This is a genomic window from Novosphingobium sp. MBES04 (assembly GCF_000813185.1).
Classification (GTDB): Bacteria; Pseudomonadota; Alphaproteobacteria; order Sphingomonadales; family Sphingomonadaceae; genus Novosphingobium; species Novosphingobium decolorationis.
Window position 1 is genome coordinate 1,490,711 of sequence record NZ_DF850489.1, and the last position, 20,320, is coordinate 1,511,030.

Sequence of the window (20,320 nt, forward strand, 5' to 3'; positions counted from 1 at the left end):
GAGACCCCGTTTCGCACTCGCGGCAAGGTTGAAGGCCGTTAGCAGCATGGCAGGTGCCTAGCAATGATGCTCAATCACGCGAAGGGGCCGTTGGTTCCGCGCCCGTACCGTTGCGGGACTCTGGCCCGACCTGCGAATCGGGTGCCGGAGCCGGCGCATTGGCCTTGATGTAGGCATCGAGCTGCTGGAGTTCGGCGGCAAGCACCGGACGCCATTCGGCCTTCTCAGGCGTGCGCTCCAGGAGGTCTGCCCACAGTTCGCGCGCTTCGCCGAACTGTCCGGACTGCGCCATCGCCAACCCCAGGAAAAACGCGGGTCCCGGCGCCTTCGGGTCGGCCTTGGCGGCCTGGCGGAAGGCATAGAGCGAAGCGGGGGTCAGGACACCATCGGAATGGGCGACAAGCGCATTGGCCATGGCCAGCCAGGCGTCCTCGTCCTTGGGATTTTCCTCGACCGCGCCCAAGAGGACCCGCGCCGCCTCGGCCGTCTGACCGTTGCGTGCGAAGCCATCGGCGATGACGACATAGCGATTGGTCGGCGGGATCGTGCGGTTGGTGACCTTGCCACGTGCGGCCACCAGGAACGCGGCTTCCTCGCCGCCCCCCTCGGTCACGGTGCTCGGGCTCGATGGCTGCGAGGGCGAGCCTTGCGTCACATAGCCCGCAACACCCAGGAGCAGCGCGGCTGCCACCGCCTCGCGCCCTCCCACAGGCACTTTGAGGACGACCACGGCCAGCACGAACGCGGCGATGACCAGCAAGGCCAGCAGGAACCAGATCATGCCTCTTCTCCTTCATCGCCCGCGTCACGTTCCGTGGCCTCCCGGCGCAAGGTGAAACGGCGGCGCAGCAGGAGGACCGCGATCAGCAGGAAGACAAGCGGCACGGCGAAAAGCGGCCAGGTCAGCTCGGTCAGCTGCGGCGCGTAACTCACATAGTCGCCATAGCGCTCGATCAGCCAGGCGCGGATGTCCTCCGGGGATTCGCCCGCCTTGATCCGCTCGCGCACGAGACTGCGCATCGAGCCCGCGATGGGCGCGTCCGAATCGGCGATAGACTGCCCCTGGCACTGCAGACAGCGCAGCGTCTCCATCAGATCCATGGCCACCCGCTCCTGCTCCGGATCGTCCAGCTGACGGTAGGCAAAGGGGGCGGTCGACTGCTCCTCCTGGGCAAGAGCCGGAGCGCCCAGCAGCGCAACGGCAGCCAGAACGGAAAGGACGCGCCTCACTGTCCGGCCTCCTGGATCCGAGCGAGGATCACGTCGAGCTGTTCGGGCCTGATCTCACCGACGTGCTGGTAGCGAATCACGCCCTTGCCATCGACGATGTAGGTTTCGGGAACGCCCGAAGAGCCCAGCGCAAGCTGCACCTGCCCATCGTCGTCCGCGCCGATGCTGTCGAAGGGATCGCCGTTGGTCGCGAGGAAGCCTTCGAGATTCTCGCGCGAATCGCGCACCGAGATGCCCTCGATCTCGACACCCGCCCGCTGCAGCTGGGCCAGCTGCGGCGCCTCGACCCGGCAGGGGATACACCAGCTGGCGAAAATGTTGACGAGGTGGACCTTGCCGTTGGCCAGCTCGGCGCTGCTCAGGCCAGGCCGTCCGGGCAGTGCAGGCGGCAGATCGAAGCTGGGCATGGGCTTGCCGACGAGCGCGCTGCGCACAGTACGGTCGGCGGGTTTGAGAAGCCCGGTCATCACCAGCGCGACGAAGCCCACGAAGAGCGCGAGCGGGAGCCAGATCGCCCAGCGCGGCGCCCGGACGCGGCCTTCGGGAGCCTTGTGATTCGCGCTCATGCCCGGTCCTCCCGCAACTTTTCTTCGCCTTCGCGGCGCTCGGCGATACGATCGCTCTGGACCGAGCGGCGCACATCCGTGGTGACACGGCCGAGCAGCGCCAGCAGGCCTCCCAGCGCGATCAGCAGACCGCCCAGCCAGATCAACGGAACCAGCGGCTTCCACCACAGACGCAGCTGCCAGCGGCCGTCCTCGCCCTCGCCGCCCAGAACGGCATAGAGCTGTCCGTTCCAGCGTGTCAGCAGCGCCGATTCGGAGGTGTTCTGCGGCGGCGCCCAGAACGTGCGCGACTGCGGGGTGAGGCGCGTGACCTTGCCGTCCGGACCGTAGCGCACCAGCAGACGCGCTTCGAGTGCGGTCCAGTTGGGGCCTGCAACCGGCTCGATCCGGTCCAGCTTCACGCCCCACGGGCCGACCTGGGTAATCTCGCCCACCTCGACCGCGACGAGCTTCTCGGTGGAGAACGCGCTCTCACTGCTCATGCCGACAAGCACGACCGCAATGCCGAAGTGCGCGACGACCATGCCCCAGACCGCCAGCGGCAGACGGCGCAGATTGCGCCCGCGCAAGGGAAGCACGCTCGCCCAGGCAAGACCGACACCCAGCACGAGGCCCAGGAATGGCAGCAGCGCGACGTCGGCCAGGGCCACCAGAGCCCCGCCCATGACCACCACGAGCATGGCCGGGATGACAAGGTTCTTGCCGATCCGCGCAAAGTCGTCCCGCCGCCAGCGCAGCATCGGGCCGACCGCCAGCACCACCAGCATGGGCACGGCGAAGAGCGCGCTCATCGGGTTGAAGTAGGGCGGGCCGACCGAGACCTGCGCGCCCAGAGCCTCGGCAACGAGCGGGTAAAGCGTGCCGAACAGGACGATGCCCAGGATCGCACAGAGCAGCACGTTGTTGATGACGAGAGCACCCTCGCGGCTCATCGGCGCGAAGCGGGCCCCCTCGCTCACCGTCGCGGCGCGCAGGGCAAAGAGGGTGAGCGCACCACCGATGTTGATGGCGAGCAGCGCAAGGATGAAGCTGCCGCGCTCGGGATCGACGGCGAAGGCGTGGACGCTCGTCAGGATGCCCGAGCGCACGAGGAACGTGCCCACCATCGACATCGAGAACGCGACGACGCCCAGCATCACGGTCCAGGTGCGCAGCGCATCGCGCGCGGCCAGGACGCTCACCGAATGGAGCAGCGCGGTTGCGGCCAGCCAGGGCATGAGCGAGGCGTTCTCGACCGGGTCCCAGAACCACCAGCCCCCCCAGCCCAGCTCATAATAGGCCCAGTAGGAACCGGCGGTGATGCCGACCGTCAGGAATATCCAGGCCGCCAGCACCCAGGGGCGCATGGCGCGCGCGAAGGCCGGGCCGACCTCGCGGGTAACAAGCGCCCCGATGGCAAAGCTGAAGGCTACCGAAAGACCGACATAGCCCAGGTAGAGCGTGGGCGGGTGGAAGGCGAGGCCCAGGTCCTGGAGCAGCGGGTTGAGCCCCTGCCCCTCAGCCGGAACCGGCGAGAGGCGCTCGAACGGGTTCGAGGAAAGCAGCAGAAAGGCGTAGAAGCCAAGGCTCACGAACGCCTGTCCAGCCAGCGTTGCGAGCATGGTGCGCTCGGGCAGTCGGCGCTCGATCAGCGCGACAAAACCGCCCGCAACGCCCATGACCGTGACCCACAGGAGCATCGAGCCCTCATGGTTGCCCCAGGCGCCCGCGATCTTGAAGACAAGGGGTTTGAGCGAATGCGAATTGAGCGCGACCAGCTTTACCGAAAGGTCCGTGATCGCAAAGACGTAGATCAGGCAGAAGAAGGCGAAGAGCGCCAGCAGGCCCTGCACCACCGCGACGGGGCGAACGACCCGGCCCAGCGCCGCACCTTTCGTGGTCAGCCCTAGCGATCCGCCCAGAAGCTGCAATCCCGCCAATGCCGCCGCGAGCCAGAGCGCGGCCAGTCCCAGTTCCGCGATCATTTGCGCTCAGCCATAGCCTGCTGCAGCTCTTCGCCGGTCATGTCCTGCATCTCGCGGGGGACATAGTTCTCGTCGTGCTTGGCGAGGAGATTGTCGGCGACGAACGTGCCGTCACTGCCCATGTGGCCCTCGGCGACGACGCCCGAGCCTTCCACGAAGAGCGAGGGGACGATGCCGCGAAACGTGACCGGCACGCGCGCTTCCTTGTCCTCGACAACGAAGGCGATGCTGACCCCATCGGGCAACGTGCGGATCGAGCCCTGCTCGACCATGCCCCCCAAGCGCACCGCGCGCGAGGCCTCGGGCGGGCTCGCCACGATTTCACGGGGCACGTAGAAATAGCTTGCCTGGTTGCGCAGCGCCCAGATCGCCAGGATCGCCGCGCCGATCAGCACGACCATCGCGACGCCAAGCAGCACGAGGCGCTGGTGCTTTGCCTTGATTGCCATCCTCGTCAGCGCTTCCTTGCCTCATCGCGCCGTTTCTCGGCGCGTTTCATCGTCACAAGCGACCAGCCGACCATCGCCGCCGTAGCTCCCACGCCGATGGCGTAGGAGGCAAGGACGAAGGTCCAGGGGTCCATCGCTTCGCGCATTCTCTCGCGTCCTCTCTCAACCAGCCTGGGCCAGCGCCTTGCGGCGCAGCCGCGCCTCGGCCTGCTGGTGTGCCAGGATTGCCCGCATGCGCGCCAGCACAACCCCTGCGAAGATCAGCGTGAAGCCTGTCATCGCAATCAGGAGCGGCCACAGGAAGGCCCCCGACATGGCGGAGCCGCCCGTGGTGATGCTGGGGGGCTGGTGCTGGCTGTTCCACCAGATCACCGAATAATGGATAATGGGAATGTTCACCGCGCCCACGAGGCCAAAGATGGCCGGCGCGCGGGTTCCTGCTCCGTCGGACGCTTCGCTTGCCTGCGAGAGCGCCATCCAGCCGAAGTAGAGGAACAGCAGGACCAGCATCGAGGTCAGGCGCCCGTCCCAGACCCACCAGGTACCCCAGGCCGGACGGCCCCAGAGCGAGCCCGTCACCAGGCACACCGCGGTGAAGACTGCGCCGGGCACCGCGCAGGCGCGTGCGGCAATTCCGGCCAGCGGGTGGCGCCAGACGAGTTCGGTGAAACTGGCAATCGCAATGCCGCTCCAGCCCGCCATGCCCAGCCAGGCGGCGGGCACATGCAGGTAGACGATGCGGACCGTCTCGCCCTGCAGGCGTTCGGCGGGCGCAAGGAACAGGCCCCATCCCAGGGCGGCGAGGGCGATCACGATACCTGCGCCCAGGCACAGCGGCATGAGCCAGCGTGCGATGCGCAGAAAACGGGCCGGGTTGGCGAAGCCGTGCATAAGCCGCGCTTTCTAAAGACCGTACCGAAAGGAGCAAGTGAATGATGGAAAAGGCTTACGGTTTTTACCCGCCTATTGGGCGAAGGTATCATAAGCTTTCAAGGAATGGGGCGATTGATGGGGTTCGAACCCACGACCTCCGGTACCACAAACCGGCGCTCTGACCAACTGAGCTACAATCGCCACACGTCCCGTTCGACCATCTGCGAACCGGGAGACTTTAACCGCGAACCGAAGTGCGTTGAAGCGTCCTCGGTGCGGGAGCGCGCCTTTGCACACAGATGACGCGTTTGCCAAGCAAAAAAGTGATAAAATCGTCTGGAGAGGCAATTTTCTTGGACGAAGCCAGCGACTACCGTGCGGCGCATGGTCACTGCCACCGAATCATACGCCGTCCCGATCCAGGCTCATCCGGCCGCGCGCAAGGTCCCCTCGTCGCGAATCGAGATGTACATCCTGCCCAATTTCCTCTCGGGCGAGCAATGCGCGCGCCTGATCGACAAGATCGAGACCCAGCACCGTCCCTCCACCATCACCGGGTACAACGGCGACGATGTCTTCCGCACCAGTTCGACCTGCGACCTCTCTCCGCGCGATCCGGACGTGGCCGACCTGCGCGCGCGCCTGTCCGCGCTTTCGGGTATCCCCGAAAGCCACGCCGAGCCGCTCCAGGGCCAGCGCTACGAGGTCGGGCAGGAGTTCAAGGCCCACACCGACTACTTCGAGCCCGACCGGCCGGAATTCGACCAGTTCTGCTCGGTCGCGGGGCAGAGGACCTGGACCTACATGATGTACCTGAACGCGGTCGATGCGGGCGGCGCGACCCGCTTCAAGGTCGCCGACAAGATCGTCCAGCCCGAAGCGGGCAAGCTCATCTGCTGGAACAACCTGCGCCCCGACGGATCGCCCAATGCCGCAACGCTTCACCACGCGATGAAGGTGCGCAAGGGGGCCAAGTATGTTCTCACGCAGTGGTTCCGGGAAAAACCCTGGGGCTGAACGCGGCAACGCTCCCCCTTCGCGGCCTAGTCGTGGCCTAGTCGTGGCCTCGCACGATCCCCTAATTGCCGGTTAGAGCCCGGCTAGGCGCCCTGCGTATAGGCTGCCGCACGTGTCCAGCTACGAATCCGCTTCACCCGCTCACGCCGCCCCCACGGCCCTGCCCACGCCTGCCGCGCACGACGATCGCCGCCGCGAGACGCGCCACCCCATCCGACAACGGATCTTCCTGCGCACGGACGGTGTGCCCATCGGGAGAGCCTGGCTGCTCGACCTATCGGCCAGCGGCTGCTGCGTCCACGCCGAGGGGCTGGACCTGCGCATCGGTCAGTGCCTGAGCCTGCACCGCGGTGCGGGGCTGGCCTTCCTCACCAGCGGCCACGGCGCGGTGGTTCGCTGGACCCATGCGGACATGGCCGGCCTTCAGTTCGAGCGCGCGATCCCCAGCAGCGACACCCTGTGGCAAGGCCTTATCGCGACCAGCGGGGGCTCCTACACGGGCGAGAACCCGGCCCTGCCGTTACAACCGGACGAAGCGCCCCCCGATTCGTGACCCGACGCCCCGCACGCCTCCACAGCCCCAACGAAAAAGGGCGGCCCCGCAAGGCCGCCCTTTTCGCTACAAGGTTCGGATGAACCGTCGTCTCACTTCTTGTTGAGCGAGAGACCACCGAAACGCTTGTTGAACTGTGCCACGCGGCCGCCTTCGTTGACGCGCTGCTGACCACCGGTCCAGGCCGGGTGCGTGGTGGGATCGACGTCGAGAACGAGCGTGTCACCTTCCTTGCCCCAGGTCGAGCGGGTCTGGAACGTGGTGCCGTCGGTCATCTGGACGGTGATCATGTGGTAGTCGGGGTGCAGATCGGCCTTCATGTCGTAATCTCTCTTGCATATGGCCGGTTCCGACCGGCCTGCCATGGAAAGCGGCGCGCTTACATCGGAACGGGCCCAATGGCAAGTCCCGGCACACCACCTGCGGCGAAAGGGGCCCGAAAGCCCCCTTCCCTCACGCGTCGGCGATCATCGCGGTAAAGCTGACCTCGCAGGTCGTCTTCCCGTCAATCGAGGCCGTGCCCGTGAACTTGCAGACCCGCGCGCGCTTCTGGACGAAGCTCACCTTGAGGTCGAGCAGGTGCCCGGGCGTCACGGGATTGCGGAACTTCGCGTTCTCGATCGCCATGAAGTAGACGAGCTTGCCCGAACCGGCGAGACCCAGGGTCTCGATGGCCAGGATACCCGCCGTCTGCGCCAGCGCCTCGATCTGGAGGACACCGGGCATGATCGGACGGCCGGGGAAATGGCCCTGGAAGAAATCCTCGTTGAAGCTCACCGCCTTGACCGCGTGGATCGACTCCTCATCGAAGGAGACCACCCGGTCGACGAGCAGCATCGGGTAGCGATGCGGCAGCGCCTCGAGGATTTTCGGGATGTCGTAGACCAGTTCGCCCGGTTCGCTCATCGTACAGGTACTTTCGTCTGGAAATTAACGGCCGGCGGGCGCCGCGGTGTTGCCAGCGGCCGGAGCCGGGGCCTGGCCGGCCTGCTGCTGACGCGCGCGCGCTTCACGCACCTGGCGCGGTTCCCAACCCTCGGGCGGGACGATCTGGGCGGTCGGGATCGCGGTGTTGAGCTCGGCCAGGATGTCCTGGTTGAGCGAGTAGGCACCGTCGGTGATCGCCTGGATCGCCTGCGGGTTGAGGAGGATGGTGACCTTCTTCTTGGTCATCGCAGCCTTGACCGCGTCGTTCAGCTTGTCCTCGATCTGCTCGTTGACATAGGCTTCCGAGAGCGAGACCGGCGCGAGGATCTGCTGCAGTTCCTGCTGGCCCTGCTGCTGGATCTGCTGGATCTGCTGGGCCTGCTGCTGGAGCGACGCCTCGTTCGGGTTCGCGGCGCGGCTGTCGGTCTGGTACTTCTGGATCAGCGGCTGAAGCTGGGCCTGGATCGCGGCGCGACGGCTGTTGGCCTGATCGATCTGCGCCTTGTAGGTGGTCTGGCGCTGCTCACGCGCGGTCTGGTTGGCCGCCGAGCTGAAGACGATGCCCTCGAGGTCGGCCACGCCGATGCCGGGAACCACGGTGCCCGACTGGGCCGAGGCCACGCCCGGAAGCGCGACGGATGCAAGCGCCAGGGTCGAAGCCAGCGCAGCGGACTTGAGAAGAGTTTTCATCAGAATTGCGTTCCCACGTTGAATGAAAAGACCCGGGTGTCGTCGCCATCGCGCTTCAGGAGCACGTGCGACATGTCGATGCGGAAGGGTCCGAAGGGCGAGTTCCAGTTCACGCCGACACCGATGGCCACGCGCGGCAGCCAGGTGTCGCCGAGATAGTTCTCGGTGAAATAACTCGTCGAGCCGGCCGGATTGCGGGTCGCACCGGTGTCCGGATCGATCTGATCGATGCTCGTGCCCACGACGTTGCCGTCATCGTCGAGCACATTGTAGAGCTGGTTGCCGTCCTGGTCACGCTGACCGATGAAGCAGCCATCGCCGCAGTCGCTGAGTTCAGGGCGACGCGTGCCCCAGACCGCGCCGGCATCGACGAAGACCGAGGGGCGAAGCCCCATCTCGCGCGCGCCCGATCCCAGCGGGATCTCCATTTCGGCACGCGCCATGTAGTAGTACTTGCCGCCCAGCGCGTCGTCGGAATCGTTGCCCGGCACCGTGTAGTTGCCGTCCTCGTCGGGACCGTAGTACTGGCGGATCACGCGCGGACCGACACCGCGCACGGCAAAGCCGCGCATCTGCGGGTTGCCGAGGTAGAAGCGGTCGGTCAGGCGCACGTAGTCATCGCCGCCGTAGGGCTCGATGATGCCGCCCTCGCCCTGCAGCGAGAAGATGAAGCCACCGCCCAGCGGCCAGTACTTCGCCGCATTCGCGCGCAGGCGCGCGTACTTCACGTCGCCGCCCAGGCCTGCCACGTCGATGCTGACCTGCGCGGTTTCACCACGCGAAGGACGCACGCGGTTGTCGAGCGTGTCGTAGATCAGCGAGAAGCCGACGATCGAACTCAGGCGCTTGCCGATGGCATCGCACAGGTAGCGGCCCGCGCGCAGCGGATCGCACTCGAGCTCACCGGTATCGCCGATCGAGTAGAACTGGTTCTCCGAGAGCGAGACGTCGTCGTAGTTGAGCGTGTAGCGCCCGACCGCGGTGATGTACTCGGTGACCGGAACACCCGCGCGCACCTGGAAACCGGTCGTGGTCTGCTGGTAGGTGGTGTTGCGGTTCGAGTTCTGGAAGTTGAAGTTGTTGTAGTCGCGGCGGTAGAGGTCGACACCGAGCGAAACGTTCTTGTCGAACAGGTAGGGCTCGACGAAGCTCGCCTGGACCGAGCGCGAATAGCGCGAATAGCTGCCCGACAGGCCCACCGTCTGGCCGCGGCCACGGAAGTTGCGCTGACGGATCGAGGCCTGGAAGATGAAGCTTTCCAGGCTCGAGAAACCGGCCGAAAGCTGAAGTTCGCCGGTCGGGCGCTCTTCCACATTGGCTTCCAGGATGATGCGGTCATCGGCCGCACCCGGCTTCTGCTCGACCTCGAACTTCTCCTGGAAGTAGCCGAGCGACTTGATGCGGTTGGTCGAACGGCGCACCTGGAGCGAGTTGAAGGCATCGCCCTCGGCGAGACGGAACTCGCGGCGGATGACCTTGTCCTGGGTGAGCGTGTTGCCGTTGATGTCGATGCGCTCGACGTAGACGCGCGGTGCCTCGCGGATCACGAAGGTCAGACCCATCGTGAGGTCTTCCTTGTTGCGATCGTACTGCGGACGCACGTCCGCAAACGCATAACCGAAGGCGCCGGCGGTGTTGTTGAGGCTCTCGATTGTGTCCTCGACCTGCTTGGCGTTGTACCAGTCGCCCGCCTTCATCGGCAGGTTCTGGGACATCTTCTCGCTGGAGAAGTCGCGCAGCTGGCTTTCCACCTTCACATCGCCGAACTTGTAGCGCTCGCCTTCCTCCACCACGTAGGTGATGATGAAGTCCTTCTTGTCCGGCGTCAGCTCGGCGACGGCCGAGACAACGCGGAAGTCGGCGTAACCTTCGGTCAGGTAGAACTGGCGCAGCTTCTGCTGGTCGAAGGCCATGCGGTCCGGGTCATAGCTGGTCCCCGAGGAGAACAGGCGCCAGAAGCGGGCCTGCTTGGTCACCATCTGCGAGCGCAGTTCGCCATCCGAGAAAGCCTCGTTGCCGATGACGTTGATCTGGCGGACCTTGGACTTGTCGCCCTCGGTGATCTCGAAGACGATGTCGACGCGGTTCTGGTCGAGCATGACCATCTTGGGCTCGACCGTCGCGGCATAACGGCCCTGACGCTTGTAGAGCTCGATGATGCGGGCAACGTCGGCGCGGACCTTGGAACGGGTGAAGATCTGGCGCGGCGAGACCTTGATCTCGGGCAGGATCTTGTCGTTCTTGATGCGCTTGTTGCCTTCAAGAATGATGCGGTTGACGACCGGGTTCTCCTGAACCTCGATCACCACCGCGCCGTTCTCGTTGGTCACCTCGACCGACTTGAACAGCTCGGTCGCGTAGAGATCCTTGAGCGCGCCGTCGGCGGCCGCCTTGGTGTAAGGCTGGCCGATGCGCAGCTTCACGTAGGAAAGAACCGTCTGCTGCTCGAGACGCTCGGCACCGCGCACGGTCAGCGAGGTGATCGTCTCGGCTTCAGGCTGCGCGGCGGGCTCGGTCGGAGCGCTCTGCGCGGCCGCGTCCTGGGCAAAGGCGGCCGAGGGCACACCGGCCAGGATCGTGGTCCCAAGGAGCACGGCCGCGACGTGTGACGAGCGGCGAGCCTCAGTGCTGCGAACCATTTCCACTCCGATCATTCCAAGATAATTCCTGATAAGCGCCTCAGCGAGATCCATGACAGTCGGCAGGCCTGCACCGAAACCTGCGCAAGTCCGCAGCCATCTGCCTGATGGAGCCGCGACGATCAAGCAGCCAAACCGGGCGACATTGTGATCCTCGGTAAAATTCCGGCCCTATCCCCCGAAAATCGGCAGGGAGACGATGTCGTTCACCGTAACGAACACCATGAGCGCAAGAAGAAATACCACTCCCGTGCGGATCGCCCACTCCTGGCTGCGACCATCGAGAGGTTTGCGACGAACCCACTCCGCCGCGTAGAAAGCCAGATGTCCTCCGTCGAGCCCCGGGATTGGCAGGAGGTTGATGAATGCCAAGTTAATCGAGATAAACGCCGCGAAAGCCACGAAATTCTCCCAACCAAGGGAGAATTGCTGGCCCGAGGCCTGGGCGATCTTGATCGGCCCGCCAAGCTCCTTGACCGACCGCTCGCCGAAGATGATCTGGCGAAGCCCGGTCACCATGTCGTCGAGCATGGCGAAGCTGCGTGCAAAGCCGATCCCCACCGCGGCGACAGGTCCGACCGGCACCAGCCGACCGACCCGCGCCTCGACGCCGATCATGCCCACATTCTCCTGCTCCCCATCCGCGCCCGGACGGCTTGCCGAGCGCACCGCGACGGGCAGCTCCAGTTCAGCCCCCTCGCGCTCGACGGTGAAGCGAAGCGTGTCCCCGGCGCGCGGCTGCACCAGGTCGATGACATCGTGGAAGCTGGTGACTTCCTGCCCCCCGATACCCACGATCCGGTCACCCACTTCGAAACCGGCCTCTTCGGCCGCAGAATCGGAAGTGAATCCGGCGACGATGGGCTGATCGAACGACACACCCAGATCACCGATGCGGGCGGTCTTGCCAAACCCATCGTCGATCTCGCGCGTGGCAATCTCGACCGGCAGGGTCATGGCGCGCCCTTCGCGCTCGACGCCTACGGGAACGCGCCCTTCCGGGTGAAGCAGGATATAGCGTTCCAGATCCTGGACATCGCCCACTGTCTCGCCGGCGATCGAGGTAATGCGGTCGCCAACCTGAAGGCCCGCCTCCTGCGCGACCGAATTCTCGGCAAAGTCGGCAATCACCGGTTCCACCACGCGGTTGCCGTAAGCCATCGTGAAGGCCGCGAAGATCGCGACACACAGGAGAAGATTAGTGAGCGGGCCGGCAAAGACGATCAGCGCACGCTGCCACAGCGGCTTGAACTGGAACATCTGCCCGCGCTGCTCGGCCGGAGCCTCGCTCGCCCCGGCATCCGAGGCGCTGGCCGGGTTCATGTCGCCTGCGAACTGGACGTAGCCACCCAGAGGGAGCGCGCAGAGCTTCCAGCGGGTTCCGCGCCTGTCGGTCCACCCGGCCAGTTCCTTGCCGAAGCCGACCGAGAACGCATCGGCCTTCACGCCGAAGAAACGGCCGACCAGATAGTGGCCAAGCTCGTGGATGACCACGAGGGGCCCCAGCACGAGCAGAAATGCGAAAACCGTTGTCAGGACGCCCATCAGGCCTGTCCCCTCCCCTCGATCGACTGCCGGGCAGTCATGTACACGGCATCAGGCCCTGCGCGCGCCGACGCGCCTCGGCATCGACGGCGAGCACGTCATCGAGGCTGCCGGGCGGCGGGGGCGCATAGCTTTCCAGCACGTGCGCCACGTCTGCCGCAATCCGGGTGAACCCAATATGACCGCGCAGGAAGGCGTCGACCGCGACTTCGTTCGCGGCGTTGAGAACCGCGGGAATGGCGCCCCCGGCCTGCGCCGCCTCGCGGGCGAGACGGGTAGCCGGAAAGCGCTCCTCGTCGGGCGCACGGAAAGTCAGCTCGCCAATGGCCGCCAGATCGAGCGGACCGCACGGGGTTTCCATCCGCTCGGGCCAGGCGAGGACCGAGGCAATGGGCACGCGCATGTCCGAGGGCCCAAGCTGGGCCAGCGTGGAGCCGTCGCGGTACTCCACCATCGAATGCACGACCGATTGCGGGTGCACGACGATGCGCAGCTTATCGAGGCCAACGGGGAAGAGGTAGTGCGCCTCGATCAGTTCGAGGCCCTTGTTGAACATGGTCGCCGAATCGACGCTGATCTTGGCGCCCATCGACCAGTTGGGATGCTTGACCGCCTGCGCGGGCGTTGCTGCTTCGAGCTGGGCCTGCGACCATTCGCGGAAAGGCCCGCCGCTCGCCGTCAGCGTGATCGCGCGGACGTGGCTGGCCTTGTTGCCCTGTAGGCACTGGAAGATCGCGTTGTGCTCGCTGTCGACGGGGAGCAGCGTTGCGCCATGTTTTGCCACGGCTGCCGTCATGATGGGGCCAGCGGAGACCAGCGCCTCCTTGTTGGCAAGGCCGATGAGGCCGCCCTGCTCGATCGCGGCCATCGTCGGGGCGAGCCCGGCACAGCCCACGATCGCGGCAATCGTCATGTCGGCACCGCGCGCGGCGGCCTCGACCAGCGCGGACGCGCCGCCGGCCGCCTCGATGCCCGTTCCGGCGAGCGCCTCGCGCAGCGCAGGAAGGCAGGTCTCGTCGGCGACGACAGCGATCTCGGCCGAGAACTCACGCGCCAGCTTCGCCAGCGCCTCGACGTTGCCGTTCGCGGTCAGCGCGCACACGCGCCAGTCCTGCGGATTGCGCCGCACGAGATCGAGCGTGGAGCTGCCGATGGAGCCGGTCGCTCCGAGAATGGAGATGGTCCGCGGGTTCTGCGTCATTGCGCCGATCATGGCTGAAAGAGGATCATGAGGGCAAGCACGAAGAGCACGGCCAGAAGGCCGTCGACGCGGTCGAGAAACCCTCCGTGGCCCGGAATGAGATTGCCCGAATCCTTGAGCCCTGCCCGGCGCTTCATCCAGCTTTCCAGGAAATCGCCCGTCTGCGCGCAGACGGCGAGCAGGATGCCGAAGAGGAGGCACTGGGCAAAGACCGCGACGGGGCTCGCCGTCAGGTACCAGCAGTCCCCGCTCGAGCCCAGGCACGCCTGCGCTCCACCAGCCGGGCCAACCGGCGTTGTCGTGATGCGCCCGCCCTGCCAGAGCATCACCGCCCCGAACAGGACCAGCGTTGCGCCCACGCAGCCACCAATGAGCCCCGACCAGGTCTTGGACGGGCTGATGGCCGGCGCGATCTTGGGTCCACCGAACGTCCGGCCCGCAAAATAGGCCCCGACATCGACCGCGATGACCGAAAGCATGACCGTCAGCAGCGGAGCGAGCGTAAAGGCCGGGTTGCGCAGGAACAGCAGCATGGCCGCCCCCACGCCAACGTAGAACATACCTGCGAAATTCCACAGGCCGCGCTGCATCGGGTCCTGCGTGCCCCGGCGCGCCATGCGCACCCATTCGTAGAGCACGCCGACCGCGACCGCGCAGACGAAGGCCATCCACAGCACGCCGCCCGCCCAGACCGCCGTTCCGGCCACCGCCAGCATGACCACGGCCGAGACCGCCCGGACACCGAGGTCCGAACTGCCCTTCGCCTTGCGATCAGCGCCCGCCATAACGTCTCTCCCGGCCCGAGAAGCACTGGAGCGCCTCACGCAGGTGGTCCAGCGTGAAATCGGGCCAGAGCACGTCGGTGAAATAGAGTTCCGCGTAGGCGCACTGCCACAGGAGGAAGTTCGACAGGCGTACCTCGCCCGAGGTCCGGATCATGAGATCAAGCGGCGGCATGCCGGCCGTATCCAGCTCGGCCGAGATCGTCTCGGGCGTGATCGGACCCTTGGCGGCCGCCTTGGTCGCCGCGCGCGCGATCTCGTCCTGCGCGCCGTAGTTCAGCGCGACAGCCAGCGTCGTGCCGGTATTGGACGCGGTGCGCGCGATGGCCCCGTCGATCAGCTCGACCACGTCAGGCTTGAACGCCGAGTAGTCGCCAATGATCTTGAGACGCACGCCCGCTTGCGCGAACTCGTCGAGGTCGGAGAGGATGAAGCGCTTCATCAGCCCCATGAGGTCGGAGACCTCTTCCTCGGGACGGCGCCAGTTCTCGGTCGAGAAGGCGTAGAGGGTCAGGGCCTCCAGGCCCAGTTCCCGCGCGCCGCGCACCACGCGGCGCACCGCCTCCACGCCGCGCTGGTGCCCCATCGCGCGCGGAAGCAGACGCTTCTTCGCCCAGCGTCCATTGCCATCCATGATGATGGGACGTGACGCACGCCAACAGGTTCGCCGGCTCCCATCAGGCCCCCTTCCGCACGAACAGGTCTTGCCTCACTTGCCGAGGATTTCCTTTTCCTTGGCACCGAACGCCTCATCGACGGCCTTGATCTGCTCGTCGGTCAGCTTCTGCACCTCGGCCTCGGCGCGCTTGCGGTCATCCTCGGAGATTTCCTTCTTGTTCTCGTCGGCCTTGAGCGCTTCCATGCCGTCGCGGCGCACGTTGCGGATCGCGACCTTGGCCTTTTCCGCATACTGGCCCGCGATCTTGGCGAGCTCCTTGCGGCGCTCTTCGGTAAGATCAGGGATCGGGAGACGCAGCGTGGCACCGTCATTGATCGGGTTGAGGCCAAGACCTGCCGAGCGGATCGCCTTCTCGACGGGACCGACATTCGACTTGTCCCAGACCTGCACCGAGATCAGGCGCGGCTCGGGAACCGAGACGGTCGCGACCTGCACCAGCGGCATCTTCGAGCCGTAGACTTCAACCACCACGGGATCGAGCAGCTGGGTGCTGGCGCGGCCCGTGCGCAGACCCGTCAGATCGCCCTTCAGCGATTCCACGGCACCCGCCATGCGGCGTTCGAGATCGTCCTTGTCGTACTTGGCCATCGTCAGGCTCCTTTCTGCACGATCGTCTTGGTGCCCTCTCCCGCCAGAACAGCGGCGAGATTGCCCTGCTCGCGGATCGAGAAGACGACGATCGGAATCGCGTTGTCGCGGCACAGCGCCACGGCGGAAGCGTCCATGACCTTCAGGTTGTCGGCCAGGACGGTGTCGAAATCGACGGTCGCATAGCGCGTGGCCGTCGGGTTGGTCTTGGGATCGCTGTCATAGACGCCATCGACGCTGGTGCCCTTGAGCAGCGCGTCGCACTTCATCTCGGCGGCGCGCAGGGCCGCACCCGAATCGGTGGTGAAATAAGGCGCCCCCACGCCCGCTGCGAAGATCACGACGCGGCCCTTTTCCAGGTGGCGTTCGGCGCGGCGGCGGATCACCGGCTCGCAGACCTTGTCCATCTCGATGGCGGACTGCACGCGGGTCGGCACGCCCAGCTGCTCCAGCGCGTTCTGCATCGCGAGCGCGTTCATCACCGTCGCGAGCATGCCCATGTAGTCGGCCTGGGCACGGTCCATGCCCTTGGCCGCGCCAGCCATGCCGCGGAAGATGTTGCCACCGCCGATCACGAGGCAGATTTCCAGCCCGGTGTCCTTCGCGGCCTTCACTTCCTTGGCCATCTCGGCAACGAACTCAGGGTCGATGCCGAACGGCTGACTACCCATGAGAACTTCACCCGAAAGCTTGAGCAGAACGCGTTTGTAGGGGGAGGAACTCATCGCCGCACGGTCTCCTGAATTTGGGGGGCCGTTGGGCTTTAGGAGCGCGCACGCGCATTGCCAAGGGCGCGGCTTTAGATTTCCCGCCGTATACTTCGCGATACGTGAGCTTAGCTGACCGAAGCAAGACGCCGGTCGAAAGCGGCCTGTGCGGCGGCTACCGCACCCATGCGCTGCTCAGCCCAGTCGATCATCGCCTGAAGCGCGCTCAGCAGTTCCGCGCCGAGCGGTGTGATCACGTAGCTGACCCGAACCGGGATGCTGGCCACCACGCGCCGCTCCACCAGGCCGTCGCGCTCGAGCGTGCGCAGGGTCTGGCTCAGCATCTTCTGCGAGATCCCCTCGATCCGGCGTCGCAGCGCGTTGAAGCGCATTTCCTCGGCGCCCAGCGTCGTAAGGATCAGCACGCTCCACTTGTCGGCCACGCGGTCGAGCAGCTGGCGCGTCGGACAGGCCGCCGCAAACACGTCAGGCGCGGGACGGGAGGCCACAGGGCTGGCGGTTACCTCGGAGTGACCGGGTGCGGAAAAAGTGCCTTCTTGCATAAGCGCTAGGGATATCACACCTAGTCACCACTAGATACCACATTAGGAGTTACACCATGAAGATTGCAGTCCTGGGCGCCAGTGGCCACGCCGGTTCGGAGATCGCCAGGGAAGCGGCGGCTCGCGGCCATGAGGTCATCGCCATCGCCCGCCACCCCGAAGCCATCCCCGCAGCCGCCGGCATCGTGCCGACCAAGGGCGATGCCGGCGACGCCGCGCAGCTTGCCAAGCTGATCGCGGGCAGCGACGCAGTCATCAGCGCCCTGCACCACACGATCAAGGCCGAGATCCTGCTCGCAGCGCTGCGCGAAGCGGGTGTCACGCGCTTCCTGGTGACCGGCGGTGCGGCCAGCCTCAAGGGCGCGGATGGCGCACGCCTGATCGACAACCCGGAATTCCCGGCCGACTGGAAGCCCGCCGCCCTTGCCGGCATCGCCTTCCTCGATGACCTCAAGGCCACCGACGATATCGATTGGACGTTCTTCTCGCCCGCCATGATCATCTTCGAAGGCGAGCGCCAGGGCCACTACCGCAAGGGCGGTGACGATCTCGTCGTCGATGCCAATGGCGAGAGCAAGATCAGCTTCGCCGACTTCGCGCTCGCCATGGTCGACGAACTCGAAGCCCACGAGCACAGCCGCGCGCGCTTCACCGCCGCGTACTGATCACTCGCCCGCTGGCGCGAAGCTGGCCGAGGCGATCACCTGCACCCGGTCGCGCCGCGCACCGGGTGCAGTCGCCCGGCTCAGCACCATCGTGAAATCCGGTTCCTCGCGGCTGACGAAAGTGGTCAAGACCATGTCGCCGCGCGTCGCCTCATCGACCTCGCGCCAGGCCTCTGCAAATTCCGGCGACGCCAGGACCTCTCCGACGGTGGGCTGCAGGTCCGCATCCCCGCCGCCTGTCACCTGGCAGATCGGCATCCGGTGCGAGACGACAAGAACGTACCCTGCATCCAGTGTCGCGTTGATCCGCCAATAGACGTTGCCTTCGCGCCAGGCCTCAGGCGGCTGATTGACCTCGGCGATAGAGCGGACCTGCCCCATCGCATCCCCAAGCCCCACGTCCTTGAGGAAAGGTTCCGGGCCCGCCGCCCAGGTGTCCGGGTGCAGCACCCAGAGCCGACAAGCCTTCAAGGCGCCCGCCAGTCCATCCGCCAGTGCCGCGCGCTTCTCGAGCGTGCCCGCCCCTTCCTGGTCCGCAGCGGCCGCCTGCGTGGGCCCCTGACTGGCGAAGGCCATAGCGGCCACTCCCATCATCACACGACGTCGCATCAGCACATGCCAACCCCTCTTCCCAGTCCACTCCGATGGCCCGGATCCTGCACTATCCCGAGTGCAGATCAAGTCCGCCACACGCCCTATTTTGGACATGAAAAAGGCCGCAGAAGCGATTGCTTCTGCGGCCTTTTCAAATGTGCGTAATCGCGAAAGGATCAGACGCCAGCGGCAGCGGCCACTTCGGCGGCGAAGTCCGAAACTTCCTTCTCGATGCCTTCGCCCAGCTGGTAGCGCACGAAGTCCACGAGCTCGATCTTGGCGCCCGCTTCCTTGCCCGCCGCGTTGACGACTTCAAGGATCGGCGTCTTGTTGTCCATCACGAAGACCTGCGACAGGAGAGCGTTCTCCTTGGCATACTTCGCGATCGCGCCGTCGACCATCTTGGCCTGGACGGCTTCGGGCTTGCCCGATTCGGCGGCCTTTTCCTCGGCGATCTTGCGCTCACGCGCGATCAGCTCGGCGTCGAGGTCGTCTGCGGTCAGCGCGAGCGGGAAAGCGGCCGCGATGTGCATCGCGATCTGCTTGCCCAGACCTTCGAGAACGTCAGCCGGAGCTTCCGATTCGAGAGCCACGAGAACGCCGATCTTGCCGAGGTTCGGCGCAGCCGCGTTGTGCATATAGGGAACCACGACGCCCTGCTTGACCGACACGGTCTTCATGCGGCGAACCTGCTGGTTCTCGCCGATGGTGGCCACGTTGTTGGTCAGCGTGTCGGCAACGGTGCCGCCGCCCGGGTAGGCCGCAGCCTTGAGCGCCTCGATGTCGTCGCCCGCAACACCCAGAGCCACTTCGGTGGCCTTGCGCACGAAGTCCTGGAACTGGTCGTTCTTGGCAACGAAGTCGGTTTCCGAGTTCACTTCGACGGCAACGCCCTTGGTGCCTTCGACGGCAACGCCGACGAGACCTTCGGCCGCGGTGCGGCTCGACTTCTTGGCGGCAGCCGCCAGGCCCTTGGCGCGCAGCGCGTCAACCGCGGCTTCGATGTCGCCGTTGGTTTCGTCGAGGGCCTTCTTGCAATCCATCATGCCGGCGCCCGAGCGCTCGCGCAGGGTCTTCACGTCTGCGGCGGTGTATGCAGCCATCGCTCAAATCCTCTTGTTTGGTACAGACCGGATCACCGGCCTTGAATACAGGTGCGCGCCGAGCCCCATGGACCCGGCGCGCGACAATTCCATGACGAAAGTGTCGTCCGTCGCCGGGCTATCAGGCCTCGACAGCGACTTCCGCGGCGGGCTCGTCCATGGCGCCCATGTCGACACCGCTGTCGGCCAGAGCGTCCTGGCCGCCCTTGGTCGCGGCCTGCGCCATGGCGTCACAGTACAGGCGCACAGCGCGGCTGGCGTCGTCGTTGCCCGGGATCGGGAAGGCGATGCCCTGCGGGTTGACGTTGGTGTCGAGCACGGCAACAACCGGAATGCCAAGGACGTTGGCTTCCTTGATGGCCAGCTCTTCCTTGTTGGCGTCGATCACGAACATCACGTCCGGGATGCCGCCCATGTCGCGGATACCGCCGAGCGAGAGCTCAAGCTTGTCGCGCTCACGGGTGAGCTGAAGGATTTCCTTCTTGGTGAGGCCGTGGGTGTCGCCAGCGAGCTGCTCTTCGAGCGCCTTGAAGCGCTTGATCGACTGCGAGATGGTCTTCCAGTTGGTGAGCATGCCGCCCAGCCAGCGGTGGTTGACGAAGTGCTGACCGCAGGCGCGCGCAGCCTGGGCGATCGGCTCCTGAGCCTGGCGCTTGGTGCCAACGAAGAGCACCTTGCCGCCGGCCTGCACGGTGGCCGAGACGAAGTCGAGAGCGCGGGCCATCAGGGGCACGGTCTGCGACAGATCGATGATGTGGATGCCATTGCGCGCGCCGAAGATGTACGGCTTCATGCGCGGGTTCCAGCGGTGGGTCTGGTGGCCGAAGTGGGCGCCAGCTTCGATGAGCTGCTGCATCGTGACGGTAGGAGCCGCCATAGAGAAATTCCTTTCCGGTTGTACCTCTGGAAAGCTGGAACCGTGGGGATCAGACCCGCTGCGGCACCGGTATGTGCGCTTTCCATGTGGATTCGCCCTTGATCGGAA

General features: G+C 65.7%; 23 protein-coding genes, 1 tRNA gene and 1 pseudogene. 3 read left to right on the forward strand and 22 right to left on the reverse strand.

Annotated features, from left to right (window positions below):
* Window positions 1-70: 70 nt before the first annotated feature.
* The 8 genes from MBENS4_RS20415 to MBENS4_RS20445 form a co-directional block, all read right to left on the reverse strand.
* Entirely contained in the window at window positions 71-781 is a 711-nt protein-coding gene (locus MBENS4_RS20415) for a tetratricopeptide repeat protein (protein ID WP_144401016.1), read from the reverse strand.
* Window positions 778-1,230 carry a cytochrome c-type biogenesis protein gene (locus MBENS4_RS20420; protein WP_039394192.1) on the reverse strand — a complete coding sequence of 151 codons (453 nt, stop codon included), beginning with the start codon at window positions 1,228-1,230 and terminating at the stop codon, window positions 778-780. The genes MBENS4_RS20415 and MBENS4_RS20420 overlap by 4 nt, the downstream gene beginning before the upstream one ends.
* On the reverse strand, window positions 1,227-1,796 hold the full coding sequence (locus tag MBENS4_RS20425; protein WP_052322576.1) for a DsbE family thiol:disulfide interchange protein: 570 nt from the start codon (window positions 1,794-1,796) through the stop codon (window positions 1,227-1,229). The genes MBENS4_RS20420 and MBENS4_RS20425 overlap by 4 nt, the downstream gene beginning before the upstream one ends.
* A complete protein-coding gene (locus tag MBENS4_RS20430; RefSeq protein WP_039394195.1) occupies window positions 1,793-3,760 on the reverse strand; it encodes a heme lyase CcmF/NrfE family subunit in 1,968 nt (655 codons plus the stop codon). Before MBENS4_RS20430 ends, MBENS4_RS20425 begins: the two co-directional genes overlap by 4 nt.
* Window positions 3,757-4,209 carry a cytochrome c maturation protein CcmE gene (gene ccmE / locus MBENS4_RS20435; protein WP_039394199.1) on the reverse strand — a complete coding sequence of 151 codons (453 nt, stop codon included), beginning with the start codon at window positions 4,207-4,209 and terminating at the stop codon, window positions 3,757-3,759. Before ccmE ends, MBENS4_RS20430 begins: the two co-directional genes overlap by 4 nt.
* A gap of 5 nt (window positions 4,210-4,214) precedes the next feature.
* Window positions 4,215-4,355 (reverse strand): hypothetical protein, encoded by a 141-nt coding sequence (locus MBENS4_RS26180; protein WP_199904437.1) that lies wholly within the window; start codon window positions 4,353-4,355, stop codon window positions 4,215-4,217.
* 16 nt (window positions 4,356-4,371) lie between these two features.
* Complete coding sequence (ccmC, locus tag MBENS4_RS20440; protein ID WP_039394200.1) at window positions 4,372-5,100, reverse strand: heme ABC transporter permease CcmC; 729 nt, start codon at window positions 5,098-5,100, stop codon at window positions 4,372-4,374.
* A 106-nt stretch (window positions 5,101-5,206) separates the two neighbouring features.
* Window positions 5,207-5,283, reverse strand: a tRNA-His gene (locus MBENS4_RS20445).
* A 183-nt stretch (window positions 5,284-5,466) separates the two neighbouring features.
* Between MBENS4_RS20445 and MBENS4_RS20450 the strand changes: the two genes are divergently transcribed.
* Both MBENS4_RS20450 and MBENS4_RS20455 read left to right on the forward strand, forming a co-directional pair.
* The gene (locus MBENS4_RS20450; RefSeq protein WP_039394203.1) at window positions 5,467-6,099 is read left to right on the forward strand and encodes a prolyl hydroxylase family protein; all 633 of its coding nucleotides are present in this window, start codon (window positions 5,467-5,469) and stop codon (window positions 6,097-6,099) included.
* 112 nt (window positions 6,100-6,211) lie between these two features.
* Window positions 6,212-6,652: a PilZ domain-containing protein gene (locus MBENS4_RS20455; protein ID WP_039394206.1), complete on the forward strand. Its 441-nt coding sequence runs from the start codon at window positions 6,212-6,214 to the stop codon at window positions 6,650-6,652.
* Between the two features lie 92 nt (window positions 6,653-6,744).
* Here MBENS4_RS20455 and rpmE read toward each other — a convergent pair whose 3' ends face one another.
* The 11 genes and pseudogenes from rpmE to MBENS4_RS20510 all read right to left on the reverse strand — a co-directional run bounded on the left by rpmE (window position 6,745) and on the right by MBENS4_RS20510 (window position 16,919).
* Window positions 6,745-6,972 carry a 50S ribosomal protein L31 gene (gene rpmE, locus MBENS4_RS20460; protein ID WP_039394209.1) on the reverse strand — a complete coding sequence of 76 codons (228 nt, stop codon included), beginning with the start codon at window positions 6,970-6,972 and terminating at the stop codon, window positions 6,745-6,747.
* A 133-nt stretch (window positions 6,973-7,105) separates the two neighbouring features.
* Window positions 7,106-7,558, reverse strand: coding sequence for a 3-hydroxyacyl-ACP dehydratase FabZ (gene fabZ / locus MBENS4_RS20465; protein ID WP_039394211.1), 453 nt, complete (start codon window positions 7,556-7,558; stop codon window positions 7,106-7,108).
* 24 nt (window positions 7,559-7,582) lie between these two features.
* Window positions 7,583-8,269 carry an OmpH family outer membrane protein gene (locus MBENS4_RS20470; protein WP_039394213.1) on the reverse strand — a complete coding sequence of 229 codons (687 nt, stop codon included), beginning with the start codon at window positions 8,267-8,269 and terminating at the stop codon, window positions 7,583-7,585.
* A complete protein-coding gene (bamA, locus tag MBENS4_RS20475; RefSeq protein ID WP_039394216.1) occupies window positions 8,269-10,923 on the reverse strand; it encodes an outer membrane protein assembly factor BamA in 2,655 nt (884 codons plus the stop codon). Before bamA ends, MBENS4_RS20470 begins: the two co-directional genes overlap by 1 nt.
* 156 nt (window positions 10,924-11,079) lie before the next feature.
* A complete protein-coding gene (gene rseP, locus MBENS4_RS20480) occupies window positions 11,080-12,453 on the reverse strand; it encodes an RIP metalloprotease RseP (RefSeq protein ID WP_039394220.1) in 1,374 nt (457 codons plus the stop codon).
* 37 nt (window positions 12,454-12,490) lie between these two features.
* Window positions 12,491-13,654 (reverse strand): 1-deoxy-D-xylulose-5-phosphate reductoisomerase, encoded by a 1,164-nt coding sequence (locus MBENS4_RS20485; RefSeq protein ID WP_039395664.1) that lies wholly within the window; start codon window positions 13,652-13,654, stop codon window positions 12,491-12,493.
* 8 nt (window positions 13,655-13,662) lie between these two features.
* Complete coding sequence (locus MBENS4_RS20490) at window positions 13,663-14,439, reverse strand: phosphatidate cytidylyltransferase (RefSeq protein WP_039394222.1); 777 nt, start codon at window positions 14,437-14,439, stop codon at window positions 13,663-13,665.
* Window positions 14,426-15,114: pseudogene (gene uppS / locus MBENS4_RS20495) on the reverse strand (polyprenyl diphosphate synthase). Before uppS ends, MBENS4_RS20490 begins: the two are co-directional and overlap by 14 nt.
* A 31-nt stretch (window positions 15,115-15,145) precedes the next feature.
* A complete protein-coding gene (gene frr, locus MBENS4_RS20500; protein WP_039394225.1) occupies window positions 15,146-15,703 on the reverse strand; it encodes a ribosome recycling factor in 558 nt (185 codons plus the stop codon).
* Window positions 15,704-15,705: 2 nt separating this feature from the next.
* Entirely contained in the window at window positions 15,706-16,428 is a 723-nt protein-coding gene (gene pyrH / locus MBENS4_RS20505; RefSeq protein ID WP_039394228.1) for a UMP kinase, read from the reverse strand.
* A gap of 110 nt (window positions 16,429-16,538) precedes the next feature.
* A complete protein-coding gene (locus MBENS4_RS20510; RefSeq protein WP_039395668.1) occupies window positions 16,539-16,919 on the reverse strand; it encodes a winged helix-turn-helix transcriptional regulator in 381 nt (126 codons plus the stop codon).
* 110 nt (window positions 16,920-17,029) lie between these two features.
* Here MBENS4_RS20510 and MBENS4_RS20515 point away from each other — a divergent pair, with 110 nt between their 5' ends.
* The gene (locus tag MBENS4_RS20515; RefSeq protein ID WP_039394230.1) at window positions 17,030-17,638 is read left to right on the forward strand and encodes an NAD(P)-dependent oxidoreductase; all 609 of its coding nucleotides are present in this window, start codon (window positions 17,030-17,032) and stop codon (window positions 17,636-17,638) included.
* On the opposite strand, the gene MBENS4_RS20520 is transcribed toward MBENS4_RS20515, so the two are convergent.
* The 3 genes from MBENS4_RS20520 to rpsB form a co-directional block, all read right to left on the reverse strand.
* On the reverse strand, window positions 17,639-18,214 hold the full coding sequence (locus MBENS4_RS20520; RefSeq protein WP_039394233.1) for a hypothetical protein: 576 nt from the start codon (window positions 18,212-18,214) through the stop codon (window positions 17,639-17,641). It lies immediately after the preceding gene.
* 194 nt (window positions 18,215-18,408) lie between these two features.
* Complete coding sequence (gene tsf, locus MBENS4_RS20525) at window positions 18,409-19,335, reverse strand: translation elongation factor Ts (RefSeq protein WP_039394235.1); 927 nt, start codon at window positions 19,333-19,335, stop codon at window positions 18,409-18,411.
* Window positions 19,336-19,456: 121 nt separating this feature from the next.
* The gene (gene rpsB / locus MBENS4_RS20530; RefSeq protein WP_039394238.1) at window positions 19,457-20,212 is read right to left on the reverse strand and encodes a 30S ribosomal protein S2; all 756 of its coding nucleotides are present in this window, start codon (window positions 20,210-20,212) and stop codon (window positions 19,457-19,459) included.
* Window positions 20,213-20,320 lie beyond the last annotated feature (108 nt).